Origin of the sequence: Fusicatenibacter saccharivorans (genome assembly GCF_015557635.1) — a bacterium.
Taxonomy (GTDB): Bacteria; Bacillota; Clostridia; order Lachnospirales; family Lachnospiraceae; genus Fusicatenibacter; species Fusicatenibacter saccharivorans.
This window is the reverse complement of record NZ_JADNOP010000014.1, coordinates 89,544-105,797: the sequence shown is the minus strand read 5'-3', so window position 1 is coordinate 105,797 and position 16,254 is coordinate 89,544. Positions and strand designations below refer to the sequence as shown.

At 38.6% G+C, this 16,254-nt stretch carries 14 protein-coding genes and 1 pseudogene; 1 reads left to right on the top strand and 14 read right to left on the bottom strand.

Going from position 1 to position 16,254, the window contains the following annotated elements:
- Positions 1-144 (top strand): transposase domain-containing protein, encoded by a 144-nt coding sequence (locus tag I2G42_RS17035; protein WP_195531114.1) that lies wholly within the window; start codon positions 1-3, stop codon positions 142-144.
- 75 nt (positions 145-219) lie between these two features.
- Here I2G42_RS17035 and I2G42_RS12510 read toward each other — a convergent pair.
- The 14 genes and pseudogenes from I2G42_RS12510 to I2G42_RS12445 form a co-directional block, all read right to left on the bottom strand.
- A pseudogene (locus I2G42_RS12510) lies at positions 220-621 on the bottom strand (sugar phosphate nucleotidyltransferase); the annotation flags it as partial.
- 9 nt (positions 622-630) lie between these two features.
- Positions 631-834 carry a 4Fe-4S binding protein gene (locus I2G42_RS12505; RefSeq protein ID WP_082426130.1) on the bottom strand — a complete coding sequence of 68 codons (204 nt, stop codon included), beginning with the start codon at positions 832-834 and terminating at the stop codon, positions 631-633.
- A gap of 6 nt (positions 835-840) precedes the next feature.
- A complete protein-coding gene (glmS, locus tag I2G42_RS12500; protein WP_195531113.1) occupies positions 841-2,709 on the bottom strand; it encodes a glutamine--fructose-6-phosphate transaminase (isomerizing) in 1,869 nt (622 codons plus the stop codon).
- A gap of 94 nt (positions 2,710-2,803) precedes the next feature.
- A complete protein-coding gene (gene glmM / locus I2G42_RS12495; RefSeq protein ID WP_195531112.1) occupies positions 2,804-4,189 on the bottom strand; it encodes a phosphoglucosamine mutase in 1,386 nt (461 codons plus the stop codon).
- 55 nt (positions 4,190-4,244) lie between these two features.
- Positions 4,245-5,258, bottom strand: a complete 1,014-nt coding sequence (locus I2G42_RS12490) for a Coenzyme F420 hydrogenase/dehydrogenase, beta subunit C-terminal domain (protein WP_330611339.1) — start codon at positions 5,256-5,258, stop codon at positions 4,245-4,247.
- A gap of 159 nt (positions 5,259-5,417) precedes the next feature.
- Positions 5,418-6,305, bottom strand: coding sequence for an acyltransferase (locus I2G42_RS12485; protein ID WP_195531111.1), 888 nt, complete (start codon positions 6,303-6,305; stop codon positions 5,418-5,420).
- A 4-nt stretch (positions 6,306-6,309) separates the two neighbouring features.
- Positions 6,310-7,824, bottom strand: a complete 1,515-nt coding sequence (locus tag I2G42_RS12480; RefSeq protein WP_070103668.1) for a lipopolysaccharide biosynthesis protein — start codon at positions 7,822-7,824, stop codon at positions 6,310-6,312.
- A 29-nt stretch (positions 7,825-7,853) separates the two neighbouring features.
- Positions 7,854-8,990, bottom strand: a complete 1,137-nt coding sequence (locus tag I2G42_RS12475) for a polysaccharide pyruvyl transferase family protein (protein ID WP_055265024.1) — start codon at positions 8,988-8,990, stop codon at positions 7,854-7,856.
- Positions 8,991-9,015: 25 nt separating this feature from the next.
- Positions 9,016-10,161, bottom strand: a complete 1,146-nt coding sequence (locus I2G42_RS12470; protein WP_055265026.1) for an EpsG family protein — start codon at positions 10,159-10,161, stop codon at positions 9,016-9,018.
- Positions 10,162-10,184: 23 nt separating this feature from the next.
- Complete coding sequence (locus I2G42_RS12465; RefSeq protein WP_055265028.1) at positions 10,185-11,489, bottom strand: adenylyltransferase/cytidyltransferase family protein; 1,305 nt, start codon at positions 11,487-11,489, stop codon at positions 10,185-10,187.
- A 128-nt stretch (positions 11,490-11,617) separates the two neighbouring features.
- Positions 11,618-12,691 (bottom strand): pyridoxal-phosphate-dependent aminotransferase family protein, encoded by a 1,074-nt coding sequence (locus tag I2G42_RS12460; protein WP_055265030.1) that lies wholly within the window; start codon positions 12,689-12,691, stop codon positions 11,618-11,620.
- A gap of 5 nt (positions 12,692-12,696) precedes the next feature.
- Positions 12,697-13,542 (bottom strand): LicD family protein, encoded by an 846-nt coding sequence (locus I2G42_RS12455; RefSeq protein ID WP_055265032.1) that lies wholly within the window; start codon positions 13,540-13,542, stop codon positions 12,697-12,699.
- Positions 13,535-14,566 carry a glycosyltransferase family 2 protein gene (locus I2G42_RS12450; RefSeq protein WP_055265034.1) on the bottom strand — a complete coding sequence of 344 codons (1,032 nt, stop codon included), beginning with the start codon at positions 14,564-14,566 and terminating at the stop codon, positions 13,535-13,537. The genes I2G42_RS12455 and I2G42_RS12450 overlap by 8 nt, the downstream gene beginning before the upstream one ends.
- Positions 14,566-15,747, bottom strand: a complete 1,182-nt coding sequence (locus tag I2G42_RS12445; RefSeq protein ID WP_195531110.1) for a radical SAM protein — start codon at positions 15,745-15,747, stop codon at positions 14,566-14,568. The genes I2G42_RS12450 and I2G42_RS12445 overlap by 1 nt, the downstream gene beginning before the upstream one ends.
- Positions 15,748-16,254 lie beyond the last annotated feature (507 nt).

Here is a 16,254-nt window from a genome sequence, read left to right as displayed (position 1 = left end):
ATGGCCAAAGCACATGGGCTGAACATCTACGGATATCTTAAATTTCTGCTGGAGAACCGACCGAGTAAAAATATGACCGATGAACAGCTGGCGGAACTGGCACCTTGGAGTGAAAAACTCCAATCTAGCAAAAATCGCATGTGAATTATAGTGAATTACTCCAACTCGTAAAGGGCTGGAGTAATCTTGTATCTAACCGCATTATTATTTGGCGCTTACCTTGAAACCTTCCTTGCCATAGTAATCATCTGCATTGATCACAATGAACGGAGTCTCAATCACATTTTTCGCAGCAAGCACAGCCTGACCGGTTCCCCACGGCTTTGTCCGGCCTGCCGGAAGTTCTCCTGGAATATCGTTAATATCTTGGAAAGCATAGTCAACAGTTACATTATGAGAAGAGCAAATAGCGGCAATACGATCACCGATGGCCTCTTTGAACTCCTTCCCGATATCCTTACGGATAATAAATACCACATGCTTGAAACCAGCCTCAATCGCATCGTGAATTGAGTAGTCCATGATGATATGGTTAGCATCATCGACCGGCTTCAACTATTTTATTCCTGTTCCAAATCGGCTGCCGATTCCGGCCGCCATGATAAGTAATGTTGTGTTCATAATCTCTCCTTACTGTGCTCGTGCTGCTTTAATTGGGCATACCTTAATGCACTGATAGCAACGAACACATTTACTTTCATCTATCTGTGGATATTCAAAGCCTTCTTCGTCTTCCACCATAGATATAGCTTCTTTCGGACAGATAGCATAACAGGCTGTGCATCCGCAACAATCTTCTTTTCTTTTATATAGTACTGGTATTTCTCTTTCCATATCCAATCACTCCACCGTCACACTCTTTGCAAGGTTTCTCGGCTTATCCACATCGAGGCCCTTTGCCACAGATACATAGTATCCCAGCAACTGCAGCGGAATCACGGCCAGACTGCCAATGAAATGCTCGTCTACCTTCGGGACATAGACTGTGAAGTTCACTTGATCTTCAATCTCGTACTTGCCATAAGTAGTCAGTCCCATCAGATAAGCCCCACGGCTCTTGCACTCCAGCATATTGCTTACAGTCTTCTCATACAGTTCACTCTGAGTTAGCACACCGATGACCAGTGTTCCCTGCTCAATCAGGCTGATAGTGCCGTGCTTCAGCTCACCTGCTGCGTATGCCTCGGAGTGGATATAGCTGATTTCTTTCAGCTTCAAGCTGCCTTCCAGGCTGACTGCATAGTCGATACCACGACCAACAAAGAACACATCATGAGCGTTGGCGTACTTTGCCGCAAACCACTGGATACGCTCTTTGTCTTCCAGAATCTTCTGTATCTTCTCCGGAATAGTCTGCAGTTCAGAAATATAATAGCTGTACTGCTCATCCGTGATTTTGCCTCTGACCTTCGCAAACTGCACTGCCAGGCAGTACATAGCGGCAAGCTGTGCACTGTATGCCTTTGTCGTAGCAACAGAGATTTCCGGTCCAGCAAGTGTGTAGAACACTTTATCAGCTTCACGCGCGATGCTGCTGCCCACCACATTAACGATTGCCATTGTGGTGATGCCCTTTTCTTTTGCAAGACGCAATGCTGCCAGTGTATCCGCTGTCTCACCAGACTGGCTAACAACGATCACCAGTGCTTTCTGATTGAGCGGCATCTTACGGTAGCGGAACTCAGATGCAAGTTCCACACGCACCGGGATGTCTGCCATATCTTCCAGCACATACTGAACAGCCATGCCCACATGCCATGCAGAACCACAAGCAACAATATAAATCTGCTCGAAATTCTTAATCTCATCTTCGGTAATCTCCACGCTGGACAGATCGATAACTCCGTTCTTGATTACGGAATTAAGAGTATCCTGGACAGCTTTCGGCTGCTCATGGATCTCTTTCATCATGAAATGTTCAAAGCCGCCCTTTTCAGCCGCTTCTGCATCCCACTTGATCTCGGTGGTCTGCTTTTCGATTTCATCACCATTTAGGTCATAGAAATGAGCCTCACCCGGAACAAGTTTTGCAAACTCAAGGTTTCCAATATAATACACATTGCGAGTGTATTTCAGGATTGCCGGAACATCCGAAGCCACATAAGTTTCACCAGCCGCAATACCGATGATCATCGGGCTGTCCTTACGCGCTACCCAGATCTCGCCCGGATAGTCACGGAACATCAGCTCCAAAGCATAGGAACCACGGACACGAACCATTGTCTTCGCAATAGCATCGATGGGGCCAAGGTTATACTTCTTATAATAGTAATCAACCAGTTTAACAACTACTTCCGTATCGGTCTGGCTGTAGAAAGTGTAACCGTGCTTCAGCAGCTTTTCCTTCAGTTCGGTATAGTTCTCAATAATACCGTTATGTACACCAACGACCTCGGATTCGACCGGGCCGGAACCAGATCTGGTGCAATTACCAGATACATGCGGATGTGCATTTGTCTGGCTCGGCTCACCGTGGGTAGCCCAGCGGGTATGTCCGATACCACAGGTTCCTTTCAATGCCTTACCGCCATCTGTCTTTTCGATCAAATTGGACAGACGACCCTTTGCTTTCACGACTTGTGCCAGATTCTCTCCATCACGGACAGCCAATCCGGCCGAATCATATCCTCTATATTCCAGTTTCGACAGACCATCCAGCAGGATCGGTGCTGCCTGTCGGTTTCCTGTAAAACCAACGATTCCACACATAGGTTTATCCCTCCCGATATTTACTTCTCTCGTCTATTATACTTTCCCTCTTATGCCAAACGACTCCGGGTAATTGCCAGAGTCGTCATTGACTTTACGCCTTATATCCCTTTTCGCAGATCACATTAACCACTTCGTCAACATACTTCTGGCAAGTATCATGATCTGGTGCTTCCACCATGACACGCACCACAGGCTCAGTGCCAGACTCACGCACCAGAATACGACCAGTATCGCCCAGTGCTTCAGCAACCTTAGACACAGCTTCCTGAACAACAGGATCATTCTGTGCAGCCTTCTTATCGGTCACACGGACATTTTCCAACACCTGCGGATAAATCTTCAGCGGTGCTGCCAGCTCACTCATCAGCTTCTTCTTAGCCAGCATGACTTCCATCATTTTCAGGCTGGTCAGAATACCATCACCAGTGCTCGCATACTTGGAGAAGATGATATGGCCGCTTTGCTCACCGCCGATACGGCAGCCATTCTTGGCCATATACTCATAAACATACTTATCGCCGACAGCGGTCTTAGCGTAACCGATACCTTGCTCATCGAAAGCCTTGTAGAGACCAAAGTTGGACATAACTGTGGTGACAACAGTATTATTTAACAGCTTACCACGTTCCTTCATGTAGCAACCGTAAATGTAAAGGATATGGTCGCCAGTGATAACATTGCCCTTTTCGTCCACGCACAGGCAACGGTCGGCATCACCATCGTAAGCAAAACCAACATCCAAGCCCTTCTCCACAACAAACTTCTGAAGGCCCTCGATATGGGTTGAACCTGCATTGTTATTGATGTTCAGACCATTCGGATTATTATTGATGACATAGGTATCTGCGCCAAGCGCATCGAACACGGACTTTGCGATATTCCAGGAGCTACCATTGGCGCAATCCAAACCGACCTTGACACCCTTAAAGGAGTAGATGCCTAGCGAGATCAGGTAGCCCATGTAGCGGTTGCGACCTGCCACATAGTCCACAGTGCAGCCGATGTGCTCACGATGAGCAAAGGGCAGCTCTGGCCAGTCCTTATCAAAGACATGGAGTTTGCCGTCAATATAGTCCTCCACCAGCAGCAGAGTTTCCTCAGGCATTTTCTCGCCGTAGCAGTCGATTAGCTTGATGCCATTGTCGTAGTATGGATTGTGACTGGCGGAGATCATAATGCCGCAATCAAAGTCATCCACGCGAGCGATGTATGCCACAGATGGAGTAGTGGTAACATGGAGCAAATAGGCATCTGCTCCAGAAGCGGTCAGACCAGCCACAAGGCTGTACTCGAACATGTACGAGCTACGGCGGGTATCCTTACCAATAACAATACGAGCAGAGTCGGTATCACCGTTGCGCTCACGGAGAGCATTATAATACCATCCTAAGAAGCGACCAACCTTATAGGCGTGATCCGCTGTTAATGTAATTCCGGCTTCTCCACGGAAGCCGTCTGTTCCAAAGTATTTAGACATTTTTTATTCTCCTTACAATCAAACACGAAGTACAAAGAGTAATCCATATTCTATATTACTCTCTGCTCTTCCCCCCCCCGATTACTTGAAGCATATTTTTAATTATTTTCTTTACTTTCCTTTTTACTCTTGTTTTCAAGGAATATTTTATCGGAGCAGCATACTTTCCTTCCAGCTCTTCGAAACTCATTGTGTGCATATCATCAAAAAAAGTATCTCTTTGTGACGGCCTTGCACATGACTTGTATTCAGCAGGATTTCCTTTTACACCAGCTTCATATGTCACCTCTTTTAATTTCATTTTGCAACTGATGTAGTTAAATATTTCTTTTCCTTTTTGGGTTCGAATCAATACGAGAGAAGTTCCTAACCCATCATTCATTTCCGGGGCAGCTTCTTTAATTCCCCAGAAGTCCGCAACTGTTAAATCAGACATTTTCTCTTTTTTAGCCACACACTCATAGCAAGAAGGACGTAGGCAGTAATCTCTCAGAAACATTTGCATATATGGGTCTTTATCTTTAGATATATAAAACTTTTTTACGGAATCTTCTGGAATATTTTCCAAAACTTCCTTCATGCCAAAATCAGTCCAACTTTCATCCTTGCAGCGAAAGTTAATTCCTTTCAGCTTTCCACCAGACTTTTTTTCTTGATATTGTGCGTATTCTCTCCACAATGCAGGTGATGGTGCTCCGTGACAAATCACATCCATGCAGATTAAGTTTTCATAATCTTTTCCCAAAAACTTCTTTAACCCGTTTACTTGGCAACCTGTTCCTGTAAATAACACAAGTTTTCCTGCTTGCAATTCTACCTTAACTTTCTTAAATGTATCCCCAACTTTTGCTTGCAGGTATTTTGATCCACGGAGTTTTATTAGTTCACTTCGATCCGTAACTGCAATAAATTCTGCCGAATAGCAGTCTTCAGACATCGCGACACCATAAATAATACCATTCTTATTAAGCACATACTCTGCCAGAGAAGAAAATACCGCTCCAGAAGAACTGCTCAATCTCACATCTTTATCTTTACTATAACAAGCATATACTTTTTCTAGCTTCACTAGTATATCCTCCTCTTCCAGTACCTTTTATACAAATCCAATATACCGCAACAATTTTTTATGGTTCTTCAATGTCATCTGAGCAAGATGAACTACGATGTAACTAATGAATGATGTCAGTACAAATCGCAATGCCCAATAAGCATACCAGTTTTCACATTACATAATTCTACCAACAATCATCAGCACTGCCATGTGAATATAGAAAATTCCATATGAGCAATCTCCTATCTTTGATAGCAAGCGACAGCCACTACGATTATTTTCATTTTTCTTTAGAAGCCAGCCAATTATGGTAACAGCATAAAGAAATGAACCAACTGTTATCTGACTCGTATAGAATCCAATATCAAATCCTACTGCTCTCAATCCAACCGCTTCAACGCAACTTAATGCGAGCGCACCTGCAGCCGCATATCCATTGCATTTCAATTTCCATCCACAGCGCACATGAATTCCTAAATAATAAAAGCCAAACCATGCTGGGAATAATGTTTCATATAGACGCGGTGAGATACCAACTATATAATTCCAAGCGTACAAATACATTAAGTAAAGCGGCGTTACTAACCATAGAATTCTACTGATAACTCCATTTTGTTTTACAGTTTTGACTAGCCAAGGTGTAATCACCGTAAGTTGCACCAAAACAACAATATAGTAAAATGGAGTTGCTGACTTTCCAACAATAAATCGGTAAACAAATCCAAACCAATGAATCTCATTGCCACTGTGTACGATTTTTAGTAGCTCAAGTCCACTATACAGTAGCGACCAAATCATAAATGGGATACACAGTCGCCCCCCCCCCCGATAAATTATCCAGTGTTTATAACTGAATTCTTTATCAGACAAGGCATCGACATTCACAAAATAACCGGCCATAAAAACAAATGTAGCAACTGCAAAATTGATGATCTGGCGAAGAACAACGAACTCTGTACCATATCCAGTAGAATAATTAAATCCACCTAAGGAATGAATCAATATAACCGCCAATATACAGATTCCCCGGATGCTTTGCCAATATTCTCTCTTTTCATTCATCTCATTATTTCCTTAAGATTTTTCTAATTGGTCCAATAACCAGCTGTTTTTCTTCCGCATTCATTCCTAAGAAGAACATCGAGAAAGCATATACAGCTGTATAGATAATTGCAAATACTCCCAATTTAACGAGTCCCGTAATAGTGGCAAATTTCATAATGACAAATCCGACCGCACAAGGTGCAATCAATGCCGGGATGAACTTTGCAATCTCTTTCCAGAAATAAAACATATTCATTCCAATACGAGCGTGGTAATACCAGTTCATAAATATGATATTACCAGCTATAAGGGAAATTGCCGTACCAAGTGCGGCACCTGCTGGGCCCATAAGTTTTATCAGCGGAATACTAACAAATACATTGGCAATTGCAATTGCCAAATAGACAACTGCTCTTGCTTTATGCATATTCTTAGCACGCTGGATTTCAATTCCAAGATTCTGTATTAAAGGAACTGTAACTGGAATAATAAGCAACAAAGCCACTGCATATGAAGCACTATATTCTGACCCGGCCCAGATTTTCACAAAAGGAATACCAAAGAAGGTAAAACCCGACAATATCAGACCAAGTATTATGAATTGAATACGTCCAACCTTTGTAAAGAGTTTTGTCAGTTCTCTATCATCCCCAGATTCTGCAACAATACGATTTACCTTTGGGACAAAAACATTTGAAACAGATGATGAGAACTCAATGTACATGGAATTAATCTGTCCACCGACTCCGTAAACTGCTACTGCTGTTGTACCAGCGAATCTACCTAATAGGAATTTATCTACACTCCAATTTATCTGATCAATAATTTGATTTATAAAGATAAAAAATGTGAACACCCACATTTCTTTGAGTAAACTAACTTGAAATTCTCTAAAGCAGAATCTAATATGAAGATTATGGAAAGAATAGTATATGTTCATAACCAATACGAACAGTGTCAAAAATGTTGTTACCGAAACCATTCCTATGGATCCGTATCCCATAATAAGTAGTGGTAATGCCAGTAATGGATTACATATATTCTGAAGCAAAATCAGAAATTTCTGAAATAAGAATCTCTCATGTGCTGTAATTGCACATGTAAATACGCTATTAGGAAATGTCAATGCAAGATTAACAACAAGCAGAGCCATTAAAACTTTCGCAGTAGCATATTCAGAATCTGTCAAACCGCTACCAAAAATTGCCCTGATATTCCCCAACATCACACAGCCACATAAAATACATACAACCGAAAGCGACGCAAATATCAATAGAAACATTCCATTTAACCGTGCCACGCCATTTTCATCTTTCTGTGCTTTATAGCGAGAATAGAATCTCATGTAGGAGCTACTAAAGCCCAAACTCAATAAGCTTAAATAGGAAACGACAGAATAGACCAACTGATAAAGTCCATATTCGCTCTGCCCCAGGAGTCGAAGCATAATTGGAGTGTAGATTATGCTGATAAGGATTTTTGCCAACTGTCCTGCATAGGAAAGAATAACCCCTGCTTTTCTTTGATTTATATACACTTTTTTTACCACCTCCAGCATATATACACTTATGAGATTTCAAGAGCATTACTCAAAAATGCAATAGATTCATTCTGTTTCATTTTTAAATTATGCAAATCAATATCCACATGCGTACAATGCATTTTATTTTTCAAATCATTTGGCTCAATCAACCTATCCTGCATTTCAACATAGCCAAGCAAAGTATGAAGGCGTGTATTCATGTTATAAGTTCCCACATTACGCCCAAAACACCAAAAATTTTTTTTGAAAATAATCGAAAAGACTGTTGCATGAAAAGAGTCTGTTATAATAGCTTCCGCATTGCGAATCAAATTAAGAAAGTCAGCAGGATTCACTTCTGAAAGAATTTTTCCCTCCAATTTTTCTGTATACTCTTCCACCTCATTATGAAGATAAGGTATTGCTATAATTTCACAGTTATTTTTTCTTGCAAAGTCATTAGCGGATTTCACTTTTTCGTCAGTCAGATTTAAAAAATAGCAAAAAATGTAGTTTCTATGATTCAAAGATGAATCATCAGCCTTTTTCATCCAATATTCTTGTTGATGTAGCAATGTTGGATCCAAAACCAATTCCACATTTTTCTCTGTTATGCTTGAAATAAGCTTCTGAGCTGAATCTTCTCTTACCGAAATATAATCTGGAAACTCTAATAGTTTCGAATATGTTTTCCTTTCAAGGCCAGAAAGTTGACCTTTTCCAATACTTGCTGCATAGATAATTTTTCTGCAATCTTTTCTTCCAAAATTCAAAAAGAAAGCTGGAATATTATAATCTGGATTCCAAATTTGATCACTTCCACAAACAAGTTGTTCATAGGGCAGATCAACACTATGTAAATCGCTATAACTCAGTTTTTTTGACAACACAAGATTATGTGCTCTATATTTATCAAACGCTCTTTTACGTTTTGTAATCGAATCAGAAACTGAACTGGACAGCGGAGTCGTTTTTTCTTTCGTCAGTTTTTTCTTTATCTTATCAAAAGAAAAATTCTTGATTCCTCTTTTCAAGCTGAATGTATTAAACTCTTGACTAACTTCATAATCAATAATCTCACATTCATAACCAAGACCCTTAATAGCATCCTGCAATGCCATTTCCTGCAAAAATCCGCCATAATTATATATTCTCGAATCTAATGTTAATAATCCAACCATATATTACTTCCTTTCCACATCACTTTTAGGCAAACAAATATGGGAAAGTTGCATGAGTTCCAGTTATAGCATAATAATATACCCAATAATAAGCCATATATGCTAGCACATAAAATAATGTCACATATCGATTTGTTCGATATCTTCTATTTCCCGCATAAACCAATGCCGAATATGAGAGCATATTGTATTCAGAAAAAAAGGATGCAATTCTAAATGCATACACGTTAATACTAATCAATTGTGAAGCCAACAAATCTAACACAAGCATTGATCCATAAAATGGAGTAAGTTCATCCTCTGCCATCATTCTTTTCCACCTGATTATTAGCAAAATAATTATGGGCAAACGAAGTATAATTTGGCTTGGCATAAGATAAATCGATCCATTTCCTTGTATATAGCCAGCATATTTTGCTAATCCAAATGTTCTCAACAATACAGCTATTACATTTAGTGAAAGCAGAACAATAGCACCATATATAAAGACTTTGACTGGAGCAAGTGATCCATCTAATCTAAAATTAGCAATTTTTACATATTCTCTTTTTCTTTGAGAATACACATACAAGAAATAAATCGCAAATCCCATTAATGCACTTGTATGGAACAGGCATGCCACAATTACCACTATAAAGTACTTTTTCTTTTTATTGGTAAGCAAATAAGATAATCCCCAAAAAAGAATAGCCATTGCTATCCATTGTCTCATCATATTTAATGATGTATTATAAAACATCAAATAAAAAACGAGCATACCTAACCAGATAGGATATTTCTTATCCATTCTTTTCAATCCAAAATATATGGGGGCTACAATCAAAGCGTGAATAAAAAACAAAACAGTTCCTAGCGATCCACCAAATTTTACTATTAAATATACCAAAGTAGTAAATCCTATTTCAAATTTACTAACATACATATATCTCCATATTACATACCATCTCTGATTCATATAAGATGAAAAACTGGTCGATTGTTTTGCAGCATTATACAGTGGCTCCACATAGACCTTAACATCTGTCCCAATTGTATCAGCCCGCATACCTGCTAATATACACGGCAATAAAATTGCAATGAACACTAGAAGTTTTTTAATGTATCGACTCCGACTTTTTTCAGATAAACCCAAAAAAACACATGAAGAAATAAAAGTTATAATATATATCATAGTTTTTCTTCTACCCCCTCATGTCATATTATCGAAGTGTTGCTTTCATTTTCAAATTTTTCCATAATCTCCGATATTTTAATTGTTATATCTTTACTTATTATTTCTACTGCTTTTTTATTCGCAACCGCTTTGACGAATGAAACGAGTTCATATCTTATTCCCTCTCCATCAAGCTCATAGAAATAACGTTTATTCAACGACTGATCCTCATAACGGACTTCATAATAATCTGTTTTCCACCAAGGTGCTGGAACATACACATATCCTTTAGTGCCTGCTACAACTAGACTTCCTTCCGACTTTACGCCATCTCCTATTCTTATAGATGACACAGCATCATTAAAAAGAAAATCCATTTTAATAAAATCATATTTATTTAATTTTTTTCTAGCAGTAAACCAATAATCTTTGGTATTTGTTCCCAAAATTTCAAAAATTGGCAAAAGTGCTGTAGGTCCCCACTCACAAAAGCAGGACCATTCAATTGTTTTTTCATTAAGACTTGTGCATACTGCGTCAATCGATACAACATCACCAATTTTACCACTTTTTATAAGCAATAATAACCGTGAAAAAGCTGTCGCATATGCTGTCTTAATTCCAGTCATTAAAATTACATTCTTCTTTAAAGCAATATCTAGTAATTCTTCTGTCTGTTTTCTACTTAGTGTGATTGGCGCTTCACATAAAACATGTTTATTGTAATTTAATGCCTGCAAAATTTGCTCATAGTGTAGCTCTGGTTTAGAACGAATATAGACTGCATCACATTTACTTAATATTTCTTCATAAGATTTAACATTTAATTTCTTTAATCCATCATCCATTACCGCCAGATTCTCTGTATATATTGCATTGACACAAATACCGTTGACATAGCTAGCCTCTGTATAAATTTTATTTAGAAAATAAGAATTTCCAACTAATCCTAGTTTTATTTGTTGCTTTTTTTCTCGTATTTCAGAGCTAGAAACACCTTCGGTTCTATCTAGGTATACAACTTTACAAAATTCATTTAAATAGTCAAATTTACCTACCCAATCAGAACCCACTGTAAAAATATCCACATCATACCTTCGAATATCATCTATCTTTTGTCCCTCGTATTCCTCGACAATAATTTTATCGGCTAACCCAGTTGCCCTAACAGCCTCGATTCTTTCCATTAAGGATTGTTGGACATTTATTTTTCCTCTTGTTTTATCAAAATCATCTGCTGTCACTCCGACAATAAGGTAATCTCCTAAAGCTTTTGCTCTTTCCAACAACCTGATATGACCATAATGTAATAGGTCATATGTTCCGTATGTTATGACTTTGGTCATATCATTTTCTCCTAACTAATTTACCAATATTACTTTTGCAAACTAAATTCTAAGTATCTTTTACCTGACATTCTAATAATAAAGAGCAGAATAACGAATCATTCATTTGTTTTCATTATCCAGTTTAATCATATTATTTTTCTTTTCTGCAAGTCACGGAAAGCATTCACAAGTGTAGTATTATCTTCCTTAGTCAATGCACCAATATGACCAACGCGGAAAATTGTATCTTTCATATCTCCACCATTAGGACACACCCAGATTCCATATTCATCTTTCAATGTTAAGAATATATCATATGCATTTGCCGTGGTTGGGTGGAGTGGGGTTACAGCATTTGACATTGCTTCTGATACAATTTCAAACGGCAGACCTTTAATTTTTTCTCTAAAATCTGCTGCAAGCTCTGCAATTTTTTTATTTTCTTCTGATACTCCGCCTTCAGCATCAATTTCTTTTAAGCGAGCATTAATCTGACGCAAAATTCCAACTGCCGGTGTAAACGGTGTTTGTCCTCGCTCACCATTTTTCAACGCATCTTTAAGGTCAAAGTACATGCATTTTGGATTGTTATTTTCGATTCTAGCTATTGCCTTAGGTGATAATACAATGACAGACACTCCCGGAGGACACGCTAATGCTTTTTGAGAACCAGTCAGCATCACATCAACACCTAATTTTTCCATATTAAATTCATCTGCCAAAAAAGAACTGATAGAATCTACTAGTAAAAACATTCCATTTCTCTTGCAGAAATCGCTAATCATATCAATATCATAATGAACACCAGTAGATGTCTCATGTAGATTTACCACAAATGCGGTATATCCCTTTCCCTCATACTGATCCAGCATTTCTTTTTTCAATGCTTTTCCATGCCCCAAGACAATTTCAGTATGTGGAACATCGTGCAACTCAAGAAGCTGAACAAATCTATGACCAAAGCTACCGCCATTTACTACAAGTGCTTTATCTTCTTTATTCAGACAATTCATCACACCTGCTTCCATTGCAGCCGTACCAGATCCTGTAAGGAAAACAACTCTTGAATCATCACTTGCTTTAGCAAACTTGCGTATCAATTTTTCATTTTCTAGCATTACATCAGAAAATTCAGCCGTTCTAAAATATGGAACCTGATCTGCTCCAATCGCGCGAACAGCATCCGATGACATTACTGGACCCACTGTAAAATTTAACATATTTATCACTCCTTAAAATAAGACTGTAGTTCGTTATCGATAATCACTCCGGATAAGGAATGTCCCTTTTCTCGTTCTTTCTGTGGAGGGTATTCCATATAATTACCATACGCTTTCGTTAGATAATCATCGTATTTAAATGGTGCTTTAAATGAAGTATCTTCAAAAGGCAATTCAATCAGATTGTCAAAAAAGGTTTTTAAGAAAGCAAAATCACCTCTAAACATACCATCACACTCTATATAATAAGCTTCTCCTTTCCCTTGATCAGCTTGTGACAACAAACTATATAATTTTTTGTCCACAGTCTTTGAAGAAAATGGTAAAATTTTCATTATATCATTTAAAAAACGACTCAGACTGCTTTCCGTAATTCCATTTAAATCATAGTTATGTTTTAATAATGACATTTTGCCTAAAATCCGAAGTCTGAACATATAGCACTTTGATTTCAATAAAGATTCCTTTATGGAAATATACGGAAAAATATCCACAAAAATTCCATCACATATTTCAATGTTCTCTGTGACTTTTTCAATCATGTGGGTATTTCGCAATCGAACTTTTGCAAAAATGTTATGATAATTTAAATCAGTCTGACAGGTCTGGATAAAAAAGCGATCATCCATTTTTTCTGGTGCCAATTTTAAAAACCGTTGATAATTGTTCCAAGTCATTCCAATGTCCATATCATCATCCCATGGAATAAATCCTTTATGCCTCACTGCACCTAATAGAGTTCCCCCAATAATGAAATAATCAATATTATTTTCATCACATATTTTTTTAACCTCTTTTGCAATCTCTAATTCAAGTTTTTTTAACTCAACTGAAGATATTTGCTTACTCATTTGTGTTTACCTTCTTAACTTTTTTACCCACTTGTTTCGCCAATTTAATCTGGCTTAATGTCCAAAATATCATGTAACTTCTTCTATTTATTATAAATTTCAATGGTTGCTTAACATTAACACCGTTTGTTCTTGTCATATCTATGACCCAATCGAATAAATAGCATTGCTCTATTTGTTTTTTGCTTGCACCACTCAAAATTCCATTTAAAATGTGAGACAGCAAACTCTTATAATAGAGATTATAAAAAGATTCTTTTATTTTTTTTGAATCACCATCTTCAAAGAATTTCTGTATTAATTCTTTTCCGATAAAATAACTGGTTCCAGTATCCTTTACTTTTTTTATGGAAAATGAATTTGTAGCACTTCCCTCACGCATTCTATAAATATAAAGGCTTTCCTTTATATAAGCTCCATTTGAGAATTCATGCAAATACTGAGTATTAAATTTGAAATCTTCCCCTAGTGCAAGTTGTGAATCAAATCGTATATTATTTTCATCAATAATTCTCTTACTATATACAATCGTACACGGGCTATTAAAGTCAATCCCAAGCACCATTCTCTCAGCCATTTTCTTATTGAATTTTCTGCAATCTTTTGCCTCTATTTGGCGAAAACAGTGACGCTTTATTCCATCTTTTAAGACACTGTATTCAAAGAATACTGTATCGATACTTGCATCTGCCCTTATTAAAGTTTCTATTTTCTGTATTGCACCTGATTCTAGTACATCATCTGCATCAACAAACATTAAAAATCTGCCACAGCTATACTCTATTCCTTCATTCCGTGTTTCACTCACGCCTCTATTTTCTAATCTATCAATTAGTCTTACATTTTCATATTTTTTAATATATTTTTTACAGCAATCAACCGATTCTCTTTCTTTTGAACCATCATTTATTATTAAAAGTTCAATATTATTATTTAACTGTGAAAGAATTGAGTCCAAGCAAAACTTAAATAAATTCCATTTAATATTATATAGAGGAACAATAACGCTTATTTGATAATTCATCACTTCGTCTCCATCTGCTGTGCGATATCGGCATCCACGATTTCCTCGCCGGTCTTATGCTTCAGCTGCTCTTTGGATGCTTCACTCAGACCGTTGTTGATCACGCAATTCATATCACAGGTGCTGCACTTATCCAGTTCCTCTTTGGTAACTTTACCGTCGCGATAGTCACGACAAATTTTCAGTTCATACATGCTATATGGATGCTTGGTGAAAAAGGTCTTAAACTTGTGAACCAAAACCCAAGTAGCAGGCTTCCAGATATACTTATGCATAGCAGGGCTAACAGAGCCGATCATCCAGCAATCACGATCGCAGCAACGAACCTTTGCACGAACTTTTTCTGCTTCCGGGCTATTCCACAGCTCATCCCAAGTCTGATTATTCAGGTTGCCCATGACCTCCTTATCCTTGGTACCATTGCATGGCATAACATCACCATATGGGTCGATGAAAAAGGTATCAAAACTCATGTCGCAAGGCAACAGACGCTTCTGACCATAGATGTAGTTAATCAGACCATGGTTGAAGTAGGCACGGAACCATTTCTTCGGGCTGTTGCTACGGAGCAGTTCATTGACCAGATTCTCAAAGTTCTTTGCAACCATCGGACGGTCGTGAATGATGTTCTTTGCCTCAACGAAGTAGAAACTGTTGTGCAGGGAAGCCGTTGCAAACTCCATACCCATCTCGTTAGAGATTTTGTACAGAGGGACCAGATCAGGAGCATTCTTGTCCTGAACGGTCATACCAAAGCCAACATCCTTCATACCCATCTCACGCAGTTTCTTCAGCGTGCCATAACCGCGCTGGTATCCGTTCTGTAGGCCACGGATTTCGTTGTTGGTCTGCTCCAGACCTTCGATAGAAATACGGATACCAATCTGCGGAAACTCTTTGCACAGATCAACGATACGATCTGTGAAGAAACCGTTCGTGGAAATGACGATACGGTCAGACTTCTTGTACAGTTCGCGCACAATATCCTTCAGGTCAGTACGGATGAACGGTTCACCGCCAGTGATGTTGGTGAAGTACATCTTCGGCAGCTTCTTGATGGTTTCGATGCTGATTTCCTCCTCCGGCTTGGAAGGTGCTTTATAACGGTTACACATGGAGCAACGAGCGTTGCAGCGATAAGTGACGATGACCGTACCATTTAACTTCTTTTCTTCAGACATGATTAACTCTCCTATTGTTTACTCTTTCTTTTAAGAATGTTTGGGTTTTATTTAAGAACCACTTGGCACATACCGAGAACACAACTGAACTGCAGATGACTGCAACCGCTGTGAAGATATATGCCAGCAGACCGTTTCCAAATAGATGAACAAGGTGTAGTTTGCGAAAACTTCAAACAAAGATTCCTTACTCGGCGAAATCACAAAGTCTACCGCACAGAGCAGTACAAAATACGGCCAGATTTTAATGTATCGCTTCTTGTAGAAATCCTCCACGCTGATCTTCTGGTCAATAATTTTCTGGTAATAGCCGCAGCACATCCCAAAGCCACTGACCATATAAAAAGGAAAACGAGGTTTGTGAAAGATGGTATTAACCGCTCAAACACAAATCCCCCTATCCCATATTCTCCGTTTGCGAGGATGTGCATCAACGCAATGCCAATGATGGCATACGCCTTCAAGCCGTCTATTCCCTCGTATCGATCCGCTTTTGTAGCCACAAGT

What these genes read in the sequence shown, in the direction of transcription:
- I2G42_RS17035 (WP_195531114.1), top strand. Translation starts at nt 1, where the DNA reads ATGGCCAAAGCACATGGGCTGAACATCTACGGATATCTTAAATTTCTG.
- I2G42_RS12505 (WP_082426130.1), bottom strand. Translation starts at nt 834, where the DNA reads ATGGAAAGAGAAATACCAGTACTATATAAAAGAAAAGAAGATTGTTGC.
- glmS (WP_195531113.1), bottom strand. Translation starts at nt 2,709, where the DNA reads ATGTGTGGAATCGTTGGTTTTACAGGAAACCGACAGGCAGCACCGATC.
- glmM (WP_195531112.1), bottom strand. Translation starts at nt 4,189, where the DNA reads ATGTCTAAATACTTTGGAACAGACGGCTTCCGTGGAGAAGCCGGAATT.
- I2G42_RS12485 (WP_195531111.1), bottom strand. Translation starts at nt 6,305, where the DNA reads ATGAATGAAAAGAGAGAATATTGGCAAAGCATCCGGGGAATCTGTATA.
- I2G42_RS12475 (WP_055265024.1), bottom strand. Translation starts at nt 8,990, where the DNA reads ATGGTTGGATTATTAACATTAGATTCGAGAATATATAATTATGGCGGA.
- I2G42_RS12470 (WP_055265026.1), bottom strand. Translation starts at nt 10,161, where the DNA reads ATGATATATATTATAACTTTTATTTCTTCATGTGTTTTTTTGGGTTTA.
- I2G42_RS12465 (WP_055265028.1), bottom strand. Translation starts at nt 11,489, where the DNA reads ATGACCAAAGTCATAACATACGGAACATATGACCTATTACATTATGGT.
- I2G42_RS12460 (WP_055265030.1), bottom strand. Translation starts at nt 12,691, where the DNA reads ATGTTAAATTTTACAGTGGGTCCAGTAATGTCATCGGATGCTGTTCGC.
- I2G42_RS12455 (WP_055265032.1), bottom strand. Translation starts at nt 13,542, where the DNA reads ATGAGTAAGCAAATATCTTCAGTTGAGTTAAAAAAACTTGAATTAGAG.
- I2G42_RS12450 (WP_055265034.1), bottom strand. Translation starts at nt 14,566, where the DNA reads ATGAATTATCAAATAAGCGTTATTGTTCCTCTATATAATATTAAATGG.
- I2G42_RS12445 (WP_195531110.1), bottom strand. Translation starts at nt 15,747, where the DNA reads ATGTCTGAAGAAAAGAAGTTAAATGGTACGGTCATCGTCACTTATCGC.